Here is a 14,793-nt window from a genome sequence, read left to right on the forward strand (position 1 = left end):
TTAATTGTTTTTTTAAATGCTATCTAAGGATGCAGGTCTGAAGTAAATACGACAACCCCAAGATCTCCCAGCCTTTTTGAGTGGGAATGAGCCTTGCTTTTGAATCTGTCCCAGTTCTTGTTTTCTACAGGCGACCACAAAACCTCTGATAAAGCCAGCATACGCGGCATAGTCATTTGTTCTAAATGGGGCACCGAAGAAATAAATTCGGTCCAAATACAGCCTTGGGATCCCAGTACAAAACGGGACTCGGCAGCTGTTAATTCCTTTGGTATGGGTTCGTAATCATATACTTTCTGTAACGTGTTAATAGTGAATTTTGCCGCAAGTGGTTGGGGAACGGCAAGGGTATCGGCCTGATATCTGTTAAAATAAAGCACCTTAGACGGAGTCATTATTACATCGTGTTGGAGTTTTGCCGCTTCAATTCCGCCTTTCTCCCCACGCCAGCTCATCACTGTCGCCTTGGGAGCCAACCCGCCTTCGAGTATTTCATCCCAACCTATCATTTTCCTGCCTTTGGACGTTATAAATTTGCCCATTCTTTTTATGAAATAACTTTGTAATTCCTTTACATTTTTCAGCCCTTCTGTTTTCATCCTTTGTTGACATAAAGTACAGTTTTCCCAACATTTTTTATCTACTTCGTCGCCCCCGATATGAATATAAGTGGATGGAAAAAGTTGCATCACTTCTTGTAATACGTCCTGCAGGAACGCAAAAGTTTGTTCCTTTCCTGCACAAAAATTAGCTTCAGCACCAGGGAGTGGCCCCATTGAAGATCTCACTTGCTGTGGTTTTTCAGTGCAACCAAATTGAGGATAAGCCGCTAAAGCCGCATCTGAATGACCGGGCATTTCAATCTCTGGGACCACCGTCACATTTCTTGCTGCGGCATAGGCAACAACTTCCTTAACTTGTTCTTGAGTGTAATAACCGCCATAGCTAAATGGTTCACCTGATAGCTTTTGATTGTTTTTGTAAAAAATACTTCTTGGCATTTCTGTTCTCCAAGCACCAACAGATGTTAGTTTTGGATATTTTTTTATTTCCAATCTCCAACCTTCTGCATCGGCTAAATGCCAATGGAAAACATTCATTTTGTAAGTAGCTAGTAAATCAATATATTTTTTGACAGCCTCTGTTGAGTAAAAATGTCTACTGACATCTAGCATCATTCCTCTCCACTGAAAACGCGGATAATCTGTTATAGTAAGTCCTGGAATTTCGAGTTTTTGATTGGTACGAATAGCAGGCATGGTTTGTAGTAAAGTTTGAATACCATAGAAAATTCCTTTATCTGTATTTGCAGATATAGTAATTCCTTTGTCAGTAACATTCAGTTTGTAGCCTTCTTTTCCAATACCATCTATTTTCGAAATCAACAATTGAATAGTTGATTTATTAACTGACGAAGCGTCTTTGATTTTAATTCCCGAGAGCGATTCGATGGTTGCCTTTAAATAGGAAGCGTGTTTAGTAAGAATGGTTTGTTTCTGATTATAATAAATAGTTGTATTTACGTTGATAGTATAAATTAAATCAGCGGTCTGCATGCTAACTGGTTGAGGAATGATGTTTATTTTTTGACTAGTATTGCTGCCACAACGCTTCATAATCGTATCTTCAGAAACAAGAAAATTTGTTTTACGATCCAATTCTTCTTTATTAGAAACTGATAAAATGATGCTATTTTTACTGAAATCATTAAAAATTCCGTTCTTTGAAAAGCCACTTGTGGACATTCCAAAAACTAGATATAATACTATTATTTTAATAAATTTAAAATGCATCGATTTTTTTTTAGATTTGAGCAACTTTCTTAAATTCAGCTGGCATAATAGTTTGATGTAAGCTAAAAAAAGATATTCTCAAAAATAGAATACATTCTTTGTTAAATACACCAGTGCCTACCAGTTTTTTTTGTTGTATATATAAAAAAAAGCATAATTGTCATTTTTGAAATTTATGCTTTTTAAATAGGGTTCACTTTTGTTTTCGACAGATTTTAGGGGGTAATGAATTTTTAGCCAATTAATAACAAAAAGAAAGAGGCTTTTTACGAATAAAAAGCCTCTTTCCAAAATATATAACCAATTCAAAAAAAATATATTACCAGTTTGGATTTTGTGTATATCCAGCTAACGTAATTTGGTTTAAAGGGATAGGTAATAAATAATCTCTATCCGCTCTAAATTTATATCCTGTTGCCATAGCACTTACGTTTTTGTATGTTTCTACGTAACCATTAGCATCTGTTTTATAGATATCAATATTTGGTACGCCAGTCCATTGTGCTTTTTTAGCACCTAATGGTTTTTTACCAATGATTAACTCATCTGCTCCAGCCCATCTCCAGATATCGTCATGACGGAAACCTTCAACAGCTAACTCGATACGTCTTTCTCTTCTTACTTCATTAATAAGAGGTGATAATGCTGGGAATCCCCAATTAGGGTCAGTTACTATACTTCCAATTACTAAATTTGGCATAGAAACTCTAGCTCTTAACTTATTAATTGTTAGATCTAAGTCTGCTTGAGTAATGGTTCCAAGTTCTGCTTTTGCTTCAGCGTGAATCAATAATATCTCAGCATATCTAAAGAAGATAAGCCCTTGATCACCCATTCCGTTAAATTGCTTTACATAATTTGGATCTGTTCCTTTGTAACGCATAAAACCAGTTGAACAATTGTCTTCTGTTGCTTGATCTACAATTGGGTTTTTGAATTCGTCATTTGCAGCTCCTCCTGGTTTGTTATTAGTACGAGGATGCATATTATCATTCACATAAATAGATTGGTTCAATCTAGGATCTCTGTTTTTTACAATATCAATTAATGTAGCATCACCTTGATAAAGTGCACTTGAACTAATTGGTTTACCATCAATACATAAGTAATCATCGACTAAGCTCTTTGTTAATCCTTTACCAGTTCCTAGAGCTGAATATTGTGCCCAACGCGTAGTAAAGTTTGAAGCGACATCGTATCTTCTCCAGAACATTACTTCTTTACTACTATCATAGTTAGACTGGTTGAAAACAGACCAATATCCTCTATTAGCTCCAGTAGTTTTATTATCTAAATCAAAGTAACCAGAATCCATAATTGCTTTAGATACAGTAGCTGCTTTAGTTAGGTATTTGTCTCCATTGGATCCCGTTACCCCAAAGGCAGTTCCTGCGTGGTATTTTTCCCAAGTCCCTTCGTACAATGCAATTCTAGCTTGTAATGCCATGGCAACTTCTCTGTAAATACGGTTGCTTGATGCTCCACTTTTGGTAGGTAAATAAAGAACTGCCTTATCAAGGTCAGCCAATATATTATCGGCAATTATTGATCTTGATGCTCTTGGTGCTTTCAAAAACTCAATATCACTTGGTGTTAACGCTTTATCAATCCAAGGTAAATCGCCAAATTTTTTCATTAAGTCAAAGTACAATAATGCTCTAAAATAATGTGCTTCACCTACTTGCGCCTTAATTACATCAAAAGGCTCTGTGCTTTTAGTATAGTTTTGGAGAAAATAATTTACGTTTCTAATTCTTCCCCAATCACCTGTACTCCAGCCTCCACCAGAAGAGGGTACAATACGCTCTCCATTAAGGATGTTTCCATTGAAGTTAAGGTGCACCATGTTATCTGATCCTTCATCAGCATCTAAACCGTAAATTCCTTGGGTCATAAACCCTTGATAAGATGGAAGATAGTTATTGTAAAAATTATTAGTGTATAATTGCAAATCGTTTTTAGTTTTCCAAAATTCACCGTCACTAATATTAACCTCTGGCGAACGCTCCAAGAAGTCTTTTTCGCAGGAAGTAAGTGCCATAAGGCAAACTAATCCTGCACTAAAATATTTTATAAATTTCATATTCTTATATTTTTAGAATTATTGTTTTCTTTACAAAGTGATGTTAGCTCCTACAGAAACAGTTCTTTGAAGCGGATAGTTTTTAGCATCAGAGAATGTGTTTTCTGGATCTAAAACAGAGTGATCACTCATTTTAGTAAATGTACCTAGATTGTCAACACTAATGTAAAAACGTAGTTTTTGTATTTTTATTTGGCTCGAAATGTAGTTAGGAAGTGTATATCCTACTTGCACATTTTTGATACGTAAATAAGCTGCGTTAATTAAATATTTAGTTTGAGTTTCCGTATTCTTCCACCAGTTTCCGCCGCCTATGTAGGCTTTAGGGAAAAATCCATTAGGAGTTTCAGGAGTCCATCTGTCTAAGTGTTCCGTAAATAATGAGCTTTGCCATTCGCTACCCACAATTCCAAAATACATATTACTAGTAGTGTAGTAATCTCTTTTTCCAACACCTTGAATGAAGATGCTGTAATCAAATCCTTTATAGCTACCATCAGTGAACAAACTATAACTGTATCGTGGAGTTGAGTTACCAATTACTTTTCTATCACCAGGATTAGCAACAGTAGAAGTACCATAAGTAATATCTCCATTACCATCTAAATCAACATATTTGATGTCTCCAGGAGACCAGTTTGATAAGCCTAGTTGCTTTACGTTTGGCAAATCATCTGCTGCTGTAAAGTAACGGTCTGTTACAAATCCCCAAATATCGCCCATATTTTCTCCTTCGAACCAGTTGTTTAACAATTTGTTAGGATTAGGATATTTGGTTACGCGTCCTTGGTAATCGCTTAAAACACCTCTAACACCATATTTGAAATCACCTATGTTGTCATTCCACGCTAATGTCAATTCGAAACCTTTCGTTTCTAATGCAGTACTATTTGTTCTAGGCGCTGCTATTCCTAAAACGCCAGGTAATTCTTGTGCTGGACCGATATAATCATCCATTTTTCGGATGTAAGTATCAAATGTAGCTGTTAATCTTCTGTTTAAAAATGAAGCATCAACTCCAAAGTTTCTAGTGGTTGCCGTGATCCAAGATAAAGTAGGGTCTACTAATCCAGGAGTGTTTACGTACGGTTGTCTTGTTGGACCAAAAAACCAGTTACTTGATGTAGGAGAAACTGTTTGTAAACTTGGATAAAAAGGATAATTTCCTAGTAGGTCTGGAGCTTGATCTCCTAATGAACCATAAGAAGCTCTGAATTTAAGTGTGTTCACTACATCAGCGATACCTTCTTTCCAAAAGCTCTCTTTATTTACGTTCCAACCCACTGAAACTCCTGGGTAGGCTTTCCAACGTACGTCTTTTAAGAAACGTGAAGTACCATCATAACGACCAGTAACTTCTAATAAATACTTATCATCATACGAATAGTTAATTCGTCCAAAGTATCCTTGAATAGCTAACTTGTAAGCATTATCAGAAACGGAAGGTGTTGTTCCATAAGAGGTGCTAATAGATGGAATTTTATCTGAGTATAAGTTATTATTAGAACCATTTAAAGATGAAAACGTTGTTAATTCCTGAACATATCCTCCTAATAATTTAACTTGATGCTTTCCAAGGTTCAGATCATAATTAGTAAATGCATTTGTAATGTTTTTTTGGTACTTATTGAAAGATCTAGCAAAACCATTTGGAGCAGTACCACCTATTTCTCTTAGCATACCGCTTGGCAATGCTGTATAAAGAGTTTTTACATGACTAGTGGAACTGTTAAATGAGCCATCGTACGTGTAGTTTACTGTACCAGACCAGTTTTTAGCAAATTTAGCTACAAACTCTCCTGTGAATATTGGTTTATCGTTTGTAGATATATTTCTACCACCATCTTTTAAAAGTAAAACATCACTCTCGTCAGAAATACCTCCGTCTGGATTGTATAAGGCTAAGTTAGGGTGTTTTCTACCAATTTGGTGCATATAATTCCCTCCCGTTTTACCATTGTAAGTGTTTGGAGTGTCAAATTTGTCTTGTGAAAAGGCACCTCTAAAATTAAATGTAAGCCAATCCGTAAGATTACTTGAAAGGTTAGCACGAAGGTTATAACGTCTGTAGTTATCATCACCATAGCGGTACATTCCTTCCTTTTTGTTGTATCCTAAACCAACATAATAATTAGAATTGTCAGTAGCACCACTTACACCAAGATTGTGTTGCTGGCTCATTGACACATCTTTAAAATAGATTTTATACCAGTCGTTGTTAGCATTTGCGCCTCCCCAAGCTTTGTACGAATCGCCTGTTGTATTTGCAACTGTTTCAGTTTTTAGCGTTCCATTTTGAAATGCCGCCATTCTGTCTATAGTTTCTTGATTAAAGAAAGGAGCTCCTCCGCCATTAGCTAGCGACTGATTGTAGATTTTTGCAAACTCTAATGAGTTTAACATTGTAGGAAGTCCAATTGGAGATTCAAAAGTAAAATTGTTGTTATAGGTTATAGCAACAGGCTGTCCTTTTTTCCCCTGTTTTGTTTTAATCAAAATTACACCATAGGGAGCACTTGAACCGTAAACTGCAGATGCAGCAGCATCTTTAATAACTGAAACACTTTCCACATCATTTGCATTGATAGAGTTAATGTCTCCACCTTGTATTCCATCAATAACGATTAATGGTGATCCAGCAGAACCTAATCCTGTAAATCCACGAATATTAATTGACTGTGTTGCGTTTGGCGCTCCACCATTACTAATAATGTTCAAACCACCTACAGCACCTTGCAAACCTTGAGATAATCTAGTGATTGGTCTATCTTTTAAAACTTTAGCGTCAATTTGAGTAACTGATCCTGTTAGGTTTGTTTTTTTCTGAGAACCATACCCTACAATTACTACTTCGTTCATTTGTTGAGCCTCAGATTTCATTACAATCTTAAGGTTTTTATTGTCTCTAATTTGTATTTCCTGATTGTTAAATCCAATATAAGAAAAAACTAAAATTTCTCCCTTGTTAGCGTCAATTGTAAAATTACCGTCCATGTCAGTAGAAACTCCAGTTTTACTGCCTTTTTTCATTACATTAACTCCAGGTAGCGTGTTTCCTTGCTCATCTACTACTGTTCCTGTAATTTTTTCGAATGCAATACTATTGATAGATAATGGAGCGCGTGATTCTGAAACTTCTCTCGCATTTCCATTGTCAGCATAAGCTGTCCCAACCATAAAGGTTCCTAGAACAAGCTGTGCAAATACGATCTTTCTTATTTTGAAAATCGTTTTAGTGTTATGATTTTTAACCATACTTTAGTTTATTTTGTTAGTTTATGACTAAATAAAATTCAGCAATTCCAGTTAGGTAATTCCTGTTTTTTTTGAGGGTTTTTGCTATAAAGCAATTTTCCCTTTTTCGTGCAATAGGTGCTAAATCGTTTTTCCTTTCTTCATAAATTCTGGTTATATTAATAATTAGTTTAGTTAATGTTATAATTTGGTTTATATCAAAATCGAATACCAGTATCTTTTGCTAAAAAAATCATAAATTATACCTACCAGATGGCAAATAGAATTAATGCTGCTTTTGTTTTGGCTTGCGATAATCCTAAACATATTCAATGTGACACCTTAATTCGACCTGCTAAACCTAAACCGATTTAGCAGGTCGAATTAAGTGTGTTTTAATGATTTAAACCTCATCGTTTACTTGGTTTGTTTTTCAGTATTTCATAAAAAAATCTTAAAATACTATTCTCAAAAATATAACATTATAAGTGAAAAATATACCTGTACCTACCAGTTTTTTTATCTCTTAAATAAAAAAAAGTAATTAAATTTATTTTAATGTAATTTATTGGTAATGAAAAAACCACATATTCTTTGTTTTTAGTAAAAATTATGTAATAATTGGATTACCTTAAAACATAACTAGTGAGGGTTATTTTTCTTCTAAAAAAAAAAGAGTAACAAGGTTGTGAAACCCTATTACTCTTTTTTAAAATTAATTAACGTCTGAAGTATGTTACTGTACTTTTTATCTATAACTCCAACTATTATTTAGTTGCCGTTTTTAATTTAGAGTTTGCATACTCTTTAGACAATTTCAACATAGACTCTTTAGTTCCTTTTTCAAAAGGAATTAAGAAGTAAGAATACCCTTGAGCTACGTTTCCTTTGATCTTGTATTTATCTTGTGGTTGCGCTCCCCAACTATCATCTCCCGCTACACCTCTTTGACCTAAATCAATATTAAGCTCTACTAAGTCGCGCTCTTTTATGTCATTAATGTGTTTACTAGCGTTGATTTGTGGCACTCCGTCAGAGATGTATTTAGCTTCAATTTTAGATGCATTACCGTAATCTAAACCATCTGCAGTATCAAAATCTTCCATAGGCATGTGCAACGCGCTGATCCCTAATCCTTGTTTAACATTTTCAGCAACAACAAGAAGTCCGTTGTCTTTATTGTCTGTTAATGCAACCCATCTAACACTAGTTTTATACCCATTTTCTTGAGGTCTTACATAAGGAACATATTGGTCACTTACACTAGACTCATATAGATCTACAAAAGCAGAGTGGTATCTGTCTGAGTAGTTTTCCCATGGACCACGACCAAAATAAGTCATTTTGTTATACTGTTTTGGCAATTGCATACGCATTCCAAGTCTTGGTAAATCTGCTTTATAATCTGTTTTATCAAGAACATTGTCCACCTTCACAATTCCATTACCATCGATTTGATAGGTGCTAAAGAATTTTGTATTTACACCTGGCAAGTCATACGTTACTTTTAATTCAATTAAATTATCAGCAATCTTTTTTGTTGTCATGCTTGTAACTTCAGAGAATAAAGTCGCTTTTTTCCATTCAATATTACCAGAATACATTCTGTTTCCTGCATCATTGTCCGTTACCGCTCTCCAGAAGTTAGGTTTTGGTCCTTTTCCGTCTTTTATAAGCTCGTTCCCTTTGTAAACATAAGACGTGATACGTCCTTGTTTTTTATTAAATTCTAAACTAACAACGCTATTTGAAACAACTACTCCGTTAGCTGTTTCTTTTACTTTTAGCGCCGCACCTTGAGCAACAGCTGCCTGCTCTAATACATGTAATCTGTCTACTTTTATTTGCTCATGAGCTACTTCAAAACCTTTAGGTAGTAGTCCCCAATCCTTTTTAGTAACGGCAGATATTTCAACAAAATACTCTGTATTTTTTTTGAAATCAATTCCTTTCAAGTCGATGCGGATTAATTTACCAGTTTGCGTTTCAACATCTAAAGTTTGAGCTGGAATGCTTTTCAGTATTTTACCATCTGCTTTAATTTTAGCAATTAAATCAAATTCATTCAGGTTCGTAAAGTCATATAAGTTTTCAACTAAGACGCGTAATTCATTATGACCGTTAATTCCTTTTTGCTTAAAGTTGATAAACTCATGTGCTTTCTTTACTTCATATAGAGCCGGTTGTGGCGATCTATCTGGAAATACAATTCCGTTGTTCAAGAATGAATTATCCGTTGGCATATTTTTACCATAATCTCCACCATAAGCGTAGAAACGTTCTCCTTTTTCATTTGTTTTCCAAATCGATTGGTCAACCCAGTCCCAAATAAACCCACCTTGTAAATTTTCATGTTGTTCGATAATGTCCCAGTAATCTTGGAAGTTACCTGTACTGTTTCCCATGGCGTGAGCATACTCACTTGGAATAAAAGGTCTATCCGTTTTAGATCTTCCTATTTCTTCAAACGCAGCAGGTGATGGGTATTGAGGAACAATAATATCTGTATTCCAGTCCATGTCATAATTGCTACCGTCGTAATCTTTGTAAGGACGCTCATATTGAACCGGTCTTTTAGACTTGTCCATTGCTTTGATTGCTTTGTAACCAGCATAGAAATTCACTCCGTTTCCAGCTTCATTACCCATTGACCAAATGATAACTGATGGGTGATTTTTATCACGAGCAACCATACGAGTCATTCTGTCTACGTGTGCATTTTCCCAACTTGGTTTTTTAGCTAAAGAGCGGTCTCCGTAGTACATACCGTGAGATTCGATGTTAGCTTCGTCAACTACATAAATACCATGTTCGTCACATAATTCATAAAATCTACTTCCACGTGGATAATGACTCAAACGCACTGCGTTAATATTGTTTTCTTTCCAAAGGCGAATGTCTTTCATAATCATTTCTTCGGACATTACGTGACCCGTTTCTGGATCTGTTTCTTGAGCATTTACACCTTTCAGTTTAATGCTTTTACCATTTACTAAGAGCAATCCGTTTTTGATTTCAACACTTCTAAAACCAATTTGACGAGTAGTAGATTCGATTGTTTTTCCTTTAGAATCTAATACATCAATATTTAAAGTATATAAATTAGGATGCTCTGCGCTCCAAACTTTTACGTTTTCTATAGATGTTTCAAAAGCTAATTTTCCTATTGCGTCTTTATCGATAGTAAGTGCTTGAGTTCCTTTTTGTAGGATCTGTTTTTCATCAAGAATACTATAAGAAACTTTTAATTTTTGGTTTTTATCCAAATGATTTTTTAATTCAACATCTAAACTGAAAAGTCCTTTTTCATAGGCTTTATCTAACGTAGAAACCACTTCAAAATCTTTGATTCTCACTTTTGGTTGAGCGTATATGTATACACTGCGCTCAATTCCACTTATTCTCCAGAAATCTTGACATTCTAAATAACTACCATCAGTCCATCTAAAAATTTGAAGAGCAATGGTATTTTTTCCAGGTTTTGCGTATTTAGTAATGTTAAATTCTGCTGGCAATTTACTACCTTGAGAGTAACCAACATATTCACCGTTTAACCAAACAAAACCACCTGATTTCATTGCACCTATGTGAAGGAAAATTTCTTTTCCGTTCCAGTCATTTGCGATGTCAAAATCCCTACGGTACGATCCTACTGGATTGTTTTCGTGAGGAACCTTACCCGGATATTTAGGATATATTCCGTCTAGCTCCATATCCTTTGCGATAGGTGCTTTATAATCAGCAAATTCATATTGATGATTTACGTAAATAGGAATACCGTAACCTTCTACTTCCCAGTTAGACGGTACTTTAATATTATCCCAACCGCTTAAATTCTCTGAAGGATTCATAAAAGTAGTTGGACGATCTTTTGGAGAGTCAACATATTTAAATTTCCACAAACCATCTAGTATTTGCTTATACTTTGCTGTTCCATTTAATGCCTCAGCAGCAGATGTAAATGATGTAAATGTGGCATGACCAGGTTCTTTGTTTTCACTTATTACATTTTCATTTTCAATATAATGCCATATATCAGCTTTCTGGCCGTAGGAATTCATACCGAAAAGAAACAAAGAGCTAATGACTAATAGGCTGTTGATTTTCATATTCGAAAGGTTATAAATTAGGTGTTTTATTTTGTTCTTTTTTTTTGGTTTCAATGTAAACTCTCCAGTTGTAAATATCTAAAGAGGTTGTTTTTTTAAGGCTCCTTTTATTAATGTAAAAAAGACCATTTAAGTTTAAACAAAATGTTTTGCTAATGTGGATTCTCTTTTTGATTGGAAATCTTAAAAAGCCAAATATATATTGAAATTTGAATACGACACACCAGTGCCTACCAGTTTTTATTGCGACATATGTAAAAAAAAATACTTTTTTTTAATTAGTCCTATATTATTTCAGAAATAGGTAAGGGATGAGTGTATTATAGAGCTACAGGACTAAAAATGGATAATAGAAAAATTTACTTTTTACAAATTGTAGGCTATCGTTGAGTGTATTAGGTCTCTTCTCCATTGATCTAACGTTATTGATTGATTTTTGTAAACGCTCATTAATAAAGTGGTCTTATTTTTACAGAAACCAAAATGTTTAAAAACGTAAAAGGTTGAAAAATATAGCTATTTTTACTCGATAATTGCAGTGATATTAAATCAAGGAAAAATGATTAACAAGAATACAAATAATGAAATAATTCGATGGGGGATTTTAGGATGTGGAAGCGTTACTGAAAAAAAAAGTGGGCCAGCTTATCAAAAAACAGAAGGATTTGAAGTGGTAGCGGTGATGAGAAGAGATAGCGATAAAGCTGCTGACTATGCAACGAGACACGGAATTAGTAAATATTATACTGATGCCGACGCTTTGATTAATGATCCCGAAATTGATGCGATATACATAGCAACACCGCCAGATACACATAAGTATTATGGACTTAAAGTAGCCGAAGCTGGAAAAATTTGTTGCATCGAGAAACCTTTAGCGCCAAGCTACCAAGACTGCATGGCGATTTATGAAGCGTTTTACGAGAAAGATTTACCATTATTTGTAGCGTATTATAGGCGTTCGTTACCTCGTTTTAAACAGATAGAAGCGTGGCTCGATGACAATAAAATTGGAGAAGTGAGACACATAAGCTGGCATTTAAGTAAGCCGGCAACACCGCAAGATTTAGAAAAAACCTATAATTGGCGCACTGACGTTACGATTGCCACTGCAGGTTATTTTGATGACTTAGCTAGCCATGGATTGGATTTGTTTGTACACCTTTTAGGAGATGTAAAAGAAGCAAAAGGAATTTCCTTAAATCAGCAGGGTTTATATTCTTCTAAAGATGCAGTTACTGCTTGCTGGCAACATGAATCTGGAATTACTGGAACTGGGAGTTGGAATTTTGGCTGTAGCACCCGAGAAGATGCTGTTGAGATTTTTGGTAGTAAAGGTAAAATAACGTTCTCTGTTTTTAATGAGGAACCTGTAGTGCTTTCCAACGAGCAAGGCAGAACTACACTTTTTATTGAAAATCCTGAAAATATTCAGCTGTGTCATGTAGAGCAAATTCGGGAGCAACTGCTAGGCAATAGTATTCATCCTTCTAATGGATGTAGTGCGACGCATACAGCTTGGATTATGGATAAGATTGTTGAGAACATTTAATTACAAAAACATTTTTTTAGTTCACCATCCAATTTGCAACAAAAATTAAGCGTAATGTATTTGAAGTTTCTACAGGACTGTCATTGCGCTAACATTTCCTAATATAAACTTAAAAACCAAACAGCTCCACTTTCAATTAGCTAATTTTGCAGTACAGAATTAGTTTCAATTTTGATTAACATAAAGTAAGATGGAAAATAAAATAAAAGTACAGATTTGGTCGGATATAATGTGTCCGTTTTGTTATATAGGAAAGAGAAGAATTGAGGAAGCTTTAAGTCTTTTTGAACATAAAGATGCTGTTGCAATTGAATGGAAAAGTTTTCAGTTAGATGCTAGTTTTGTAGCTTCTCCAGATGACAATATGGTAGAACATTTAGCACATAAATATGGAAAAGGTGCTGAGTGGGCTCAAGGAATGCTGGACAACATGACGCAAAATGCTAAAACTGCAGGATTAGATTTTCATTTCGATAAAGCAATTTTGGCAAATTCTTTCAACGCACACCGCATGCTGCATTTGGCAAAAAAGTATCAGTTAGCAAATGATTTAGAAGAATTATTGTTTAAAGCGTATTTGACAGAAGGTAAAAACATAGACGATAATAATACTTTAAAAAAATTAGGAGTTTCAGTAGGATTAAATGCGGAAGCTATTGATGAGGTGCTGAATTCTGATGCCTACGGAAGTGATGTAAAGCAAGATATTCAAAATGCAAATTCAATAGGAGTGCAAGGAGTTCCGTTTTTTGTTTTCGATAATAAGTATGCTGTTTCGGGTGCGCAACCTGCAACTGCCTTTTTAGAAATTTTACAAAAAGTATGGGAAGAAGGAAACTTTGATTCGAAAGTGACTTTGATCAATACAACTGAAGGAGATTCTTGTGGAATTGATGGTTGTGACTAAAGCTTAAATAGCTCTAAAAAACAAAATTCCCGCTGGTACTCGTGCCAACGGGAGTTTTTTAAATATTGTAATTTGTAATCTAGAGCAAATTTATCTTTTAATTATGGTGATATTTGGACTTACTGCCTCATTAGCATTGCTACTTCTGTAGTACTTATCATCATTGTTGTTTTGATTATGCTGATAGGCATAATTAGTTTGGTTGTTAGATAATACTTTTCCACCATTTACATTCCCTACTGTATCTACAATTTGTCCGCGACGGTTGTACATAATTTGTAAGCCACCTACTTGTTCTAGGGCGTAACGATTATACGTCATGTAAACAGAACCTACACGTTTTACTCTGTTATTTGAGTCATAATTAATAAACACATTACCTACTTGTCTCACTCTACCCATGTTGTCGTGCGCCACTTTTACTCCGTAATTTTTGTTTTTATAAAATTTTGGAGCGCCATAAGTACGATTGACATCACCGCGACTATTTGTTTTATAATATAGTTCGCTACCTTTTGAAGGGCGAGTGTTGAAGTCTAATTGACCGTCAGGAAATATGAAGAATTCAATTCCTCTTTCTGTAAACACAATTGGTTCACCATTTCTAAAATCTACGGGAGATTTTTTTTCTACAGAAAAAGCGATTTTTTCTGCTGCGTTAGCTGCACTACCTCCTAAAAGGAAAATACTAGCTACTACTAAAGTAATTTTTTTCATGATACATCTATTTTGAATTTTTGCCTACTCGTTAGCTTTTCGGCTTTCGCTTTTTTATGCTTATTTGATAAGAGATATTCAAGTAGCATGCCATAAAATTAAACCGTAGTGCTGTGTTACTATTGGATTTACGTATTTGTAAATTGTAACTAGCTGTAAATAAGGTTAATGCTATTTTTTATAGAACATAAAAATAATTTTAAAAGCGAGTTTTTTTAAGTTTTTTTTAATAAAACGAAGTCGAATTTCGGCTTTTCTGTTTTAGATGTAATGAAGTAAAGTTGCTAGATATAGAATTGTTTTTTAAATTTTTGTACCATTTTTAAGCGAGCCTACAAATCAATAATTTTCTAAAATAGCATTAAAAGATAAATTTAGGTCATTTAAAATTATGATAT

7 protein-coding genes are annotated in these 14,793 nt (G+C 34.6%); 2 read left to right on the forward strand and 5 right to left on the reverse strand.

Translation table 11 applies throughout. From position 1 onward, the window contains the following. Nucleotides 1–23: 23 nt before the first annotated feature. The 4 genes from LNP27_RS04940 to LNP27_RS04955 all read right to left on the reverse strand — a co-directional run bounded on the left by LNP27_RS04940 (nucleotide 24) and on the right by LNP27_RS04955 (nucleotide 11,171). Nucleotides 24–1,793: a beta-N-acetylhexosaminidase gene (locus LNP27_RS04940; RefSeq protein WP_229943422.1), complete on the reverse strand. Its 1,770-nt coding sequence runs from the start codon at nucleotides 1,791–1,793 to the stop codon at nucleotides 24–26. Nucleotides 1,794–2,112: 319 nt separating this feature from the next. Continuing rightward, nucleotides 2,113–3,876, reverse strand: a complete 1,764-nt coding sequence (locus LNP27_RS04945) for a RagB/SusD family nutrient uptake outer membrane protein (protein WP_229943423.1) — start codon at nucleotides 3,874–3,876, stop codon at nucleotides 2,113–2,115. 30 nt (nucleotides 3,877–3,906) lie between these two features. Next, nucleotides 3,907–7,131 carry a SusC/RagA family TonB-linked outer membrane protein gene (locus LNP27_RS04950; RefSeq protein WP_229943424.1) on the reverse strand — a complete coding sequence of 1,075 codons (3,225 nt, stop codon included), beginning with the start codon at nucleotides 7,129–7,131 and terminating at the stop codon, nucleotides 3,907–3,909. A gap of 746 nt (nucleotides 7,132–7,877) precedes the next feature. Continuing rightward, nucleotides 7,878–11,171 carry a glycoside hydrolase family 2 TIM barrel-domain containing protein gene (locus LNP27_RS04955; protein WP_487318930.1) on the reverse strand — a complete coding sequence of 1,098 codons (3,294 nt, stop codon included), beginning with the start codon at nucleotides 11,169–11,171 and terminating at the stop codon, nucleotides 7,878–7,880. A 607-nt stretch (nucleotides 11,172–11,778) separates the two neighbouring features. Between LNP27_RS04955 and LNP27_RS04960 the strand changes: the two genes are divergently transcribed. Then, entirely contained in the window at nucleotides 11,779–12,771 is a 993-nt protein-coding gene (locus LNP27_RS04960; protein ID WP_229943426.1) for a Gfo/Idh/MocA family protein, read from the forward strand. A gap of 190 nt (nucleotides 12,772–12,961) precedes the next feature. After that, nucleotides 12,962–13,678: a DsbA family oxidoreductase gene (locus LNP27_RS04965; protein WP_229943427.1), complete on the forward strand. Its 717-nt coding sequence runs from the start codon at nucleotides 12,962–12,964 to the stop codon at nucleotides 13,676–13,678. Between the two features lie 90 nt (nucleotides 13,679–13,768). Here LNP27_RS04965 and LNP27_RS04970 read toward each other — a convergent pair whose 3' ends face one another. Further along, complete coding sequence (locus LNP27_RS04970; protein WP_229943428.1) at nucleotides 13,769–14,395, reverse strand: hypothetical protein; 627 nt, start codon at nucleotides 14,393–14,395, stop codon at nucleotides 13,769–13,771. Between the last annotated feature and the right edge of the window lie 398 nt (nucleotides 14,396–14,793).

It is taken from the genome of Flavobacterium galactosidilyticum, from assembly GCF_020911945.1.
Lineage (GTDB): Bacteria > Bacteroidota > Bacteroidia > Flavobacteriales > Flavobacteriaceae > Flavobacterium > Flavobacterium galactosidilyticum.

Coding starts and splice junctions, on each gene's coding strand:
- LNP27_RS04940 (WP_229943422.1), bottom strand. CDS start 1,793: ATGCATTTTAAATTTATTAAAATAATAGTATTATATCTAGTTTTTGGA.
- LNP27_RS04945 (WP_229943423.1), bottom strand. CDS start 3,876: ATGAAATTTATAAAATATTTTAGTGCAGGATTAGTTTGCCTTATGGCA.
- LNP27_RS04950 (WP_229943424.1), bottom strand. CDS start 7,131: ATGGTTAAAAATCATAACACTAAAACGATTTTCAAAATAAGAAAGATC.
- LNP27_RS04955 (WP_487318930.1), bottom strand. CDS start 11,171: ATGAATTCCTACGGCCAGAAAGCTGATATATGGCATTATATTGAAAAT.
- LNP27_RS04960 (WP_229943426.1), top strand. CDS start 11,779: ATGATTAACAAGAATACAAATAATGAAATAATTCGATGGGGGATTTTA.
- LNP27_RS04965 (WP_229943427.1), top strand. CDS start 12,962: ATGGAAAATAAAATAAAAGTACAGATTTGGTCGGATATAATGTGTCCG.
- LNP27_RS04970 (WP_229943428.1), bottom strand. CDS start 14,395: ATGAAAAAAATTACTTTAGTAGTAGCTAGTATTTTCCTTTTAGGAGGT.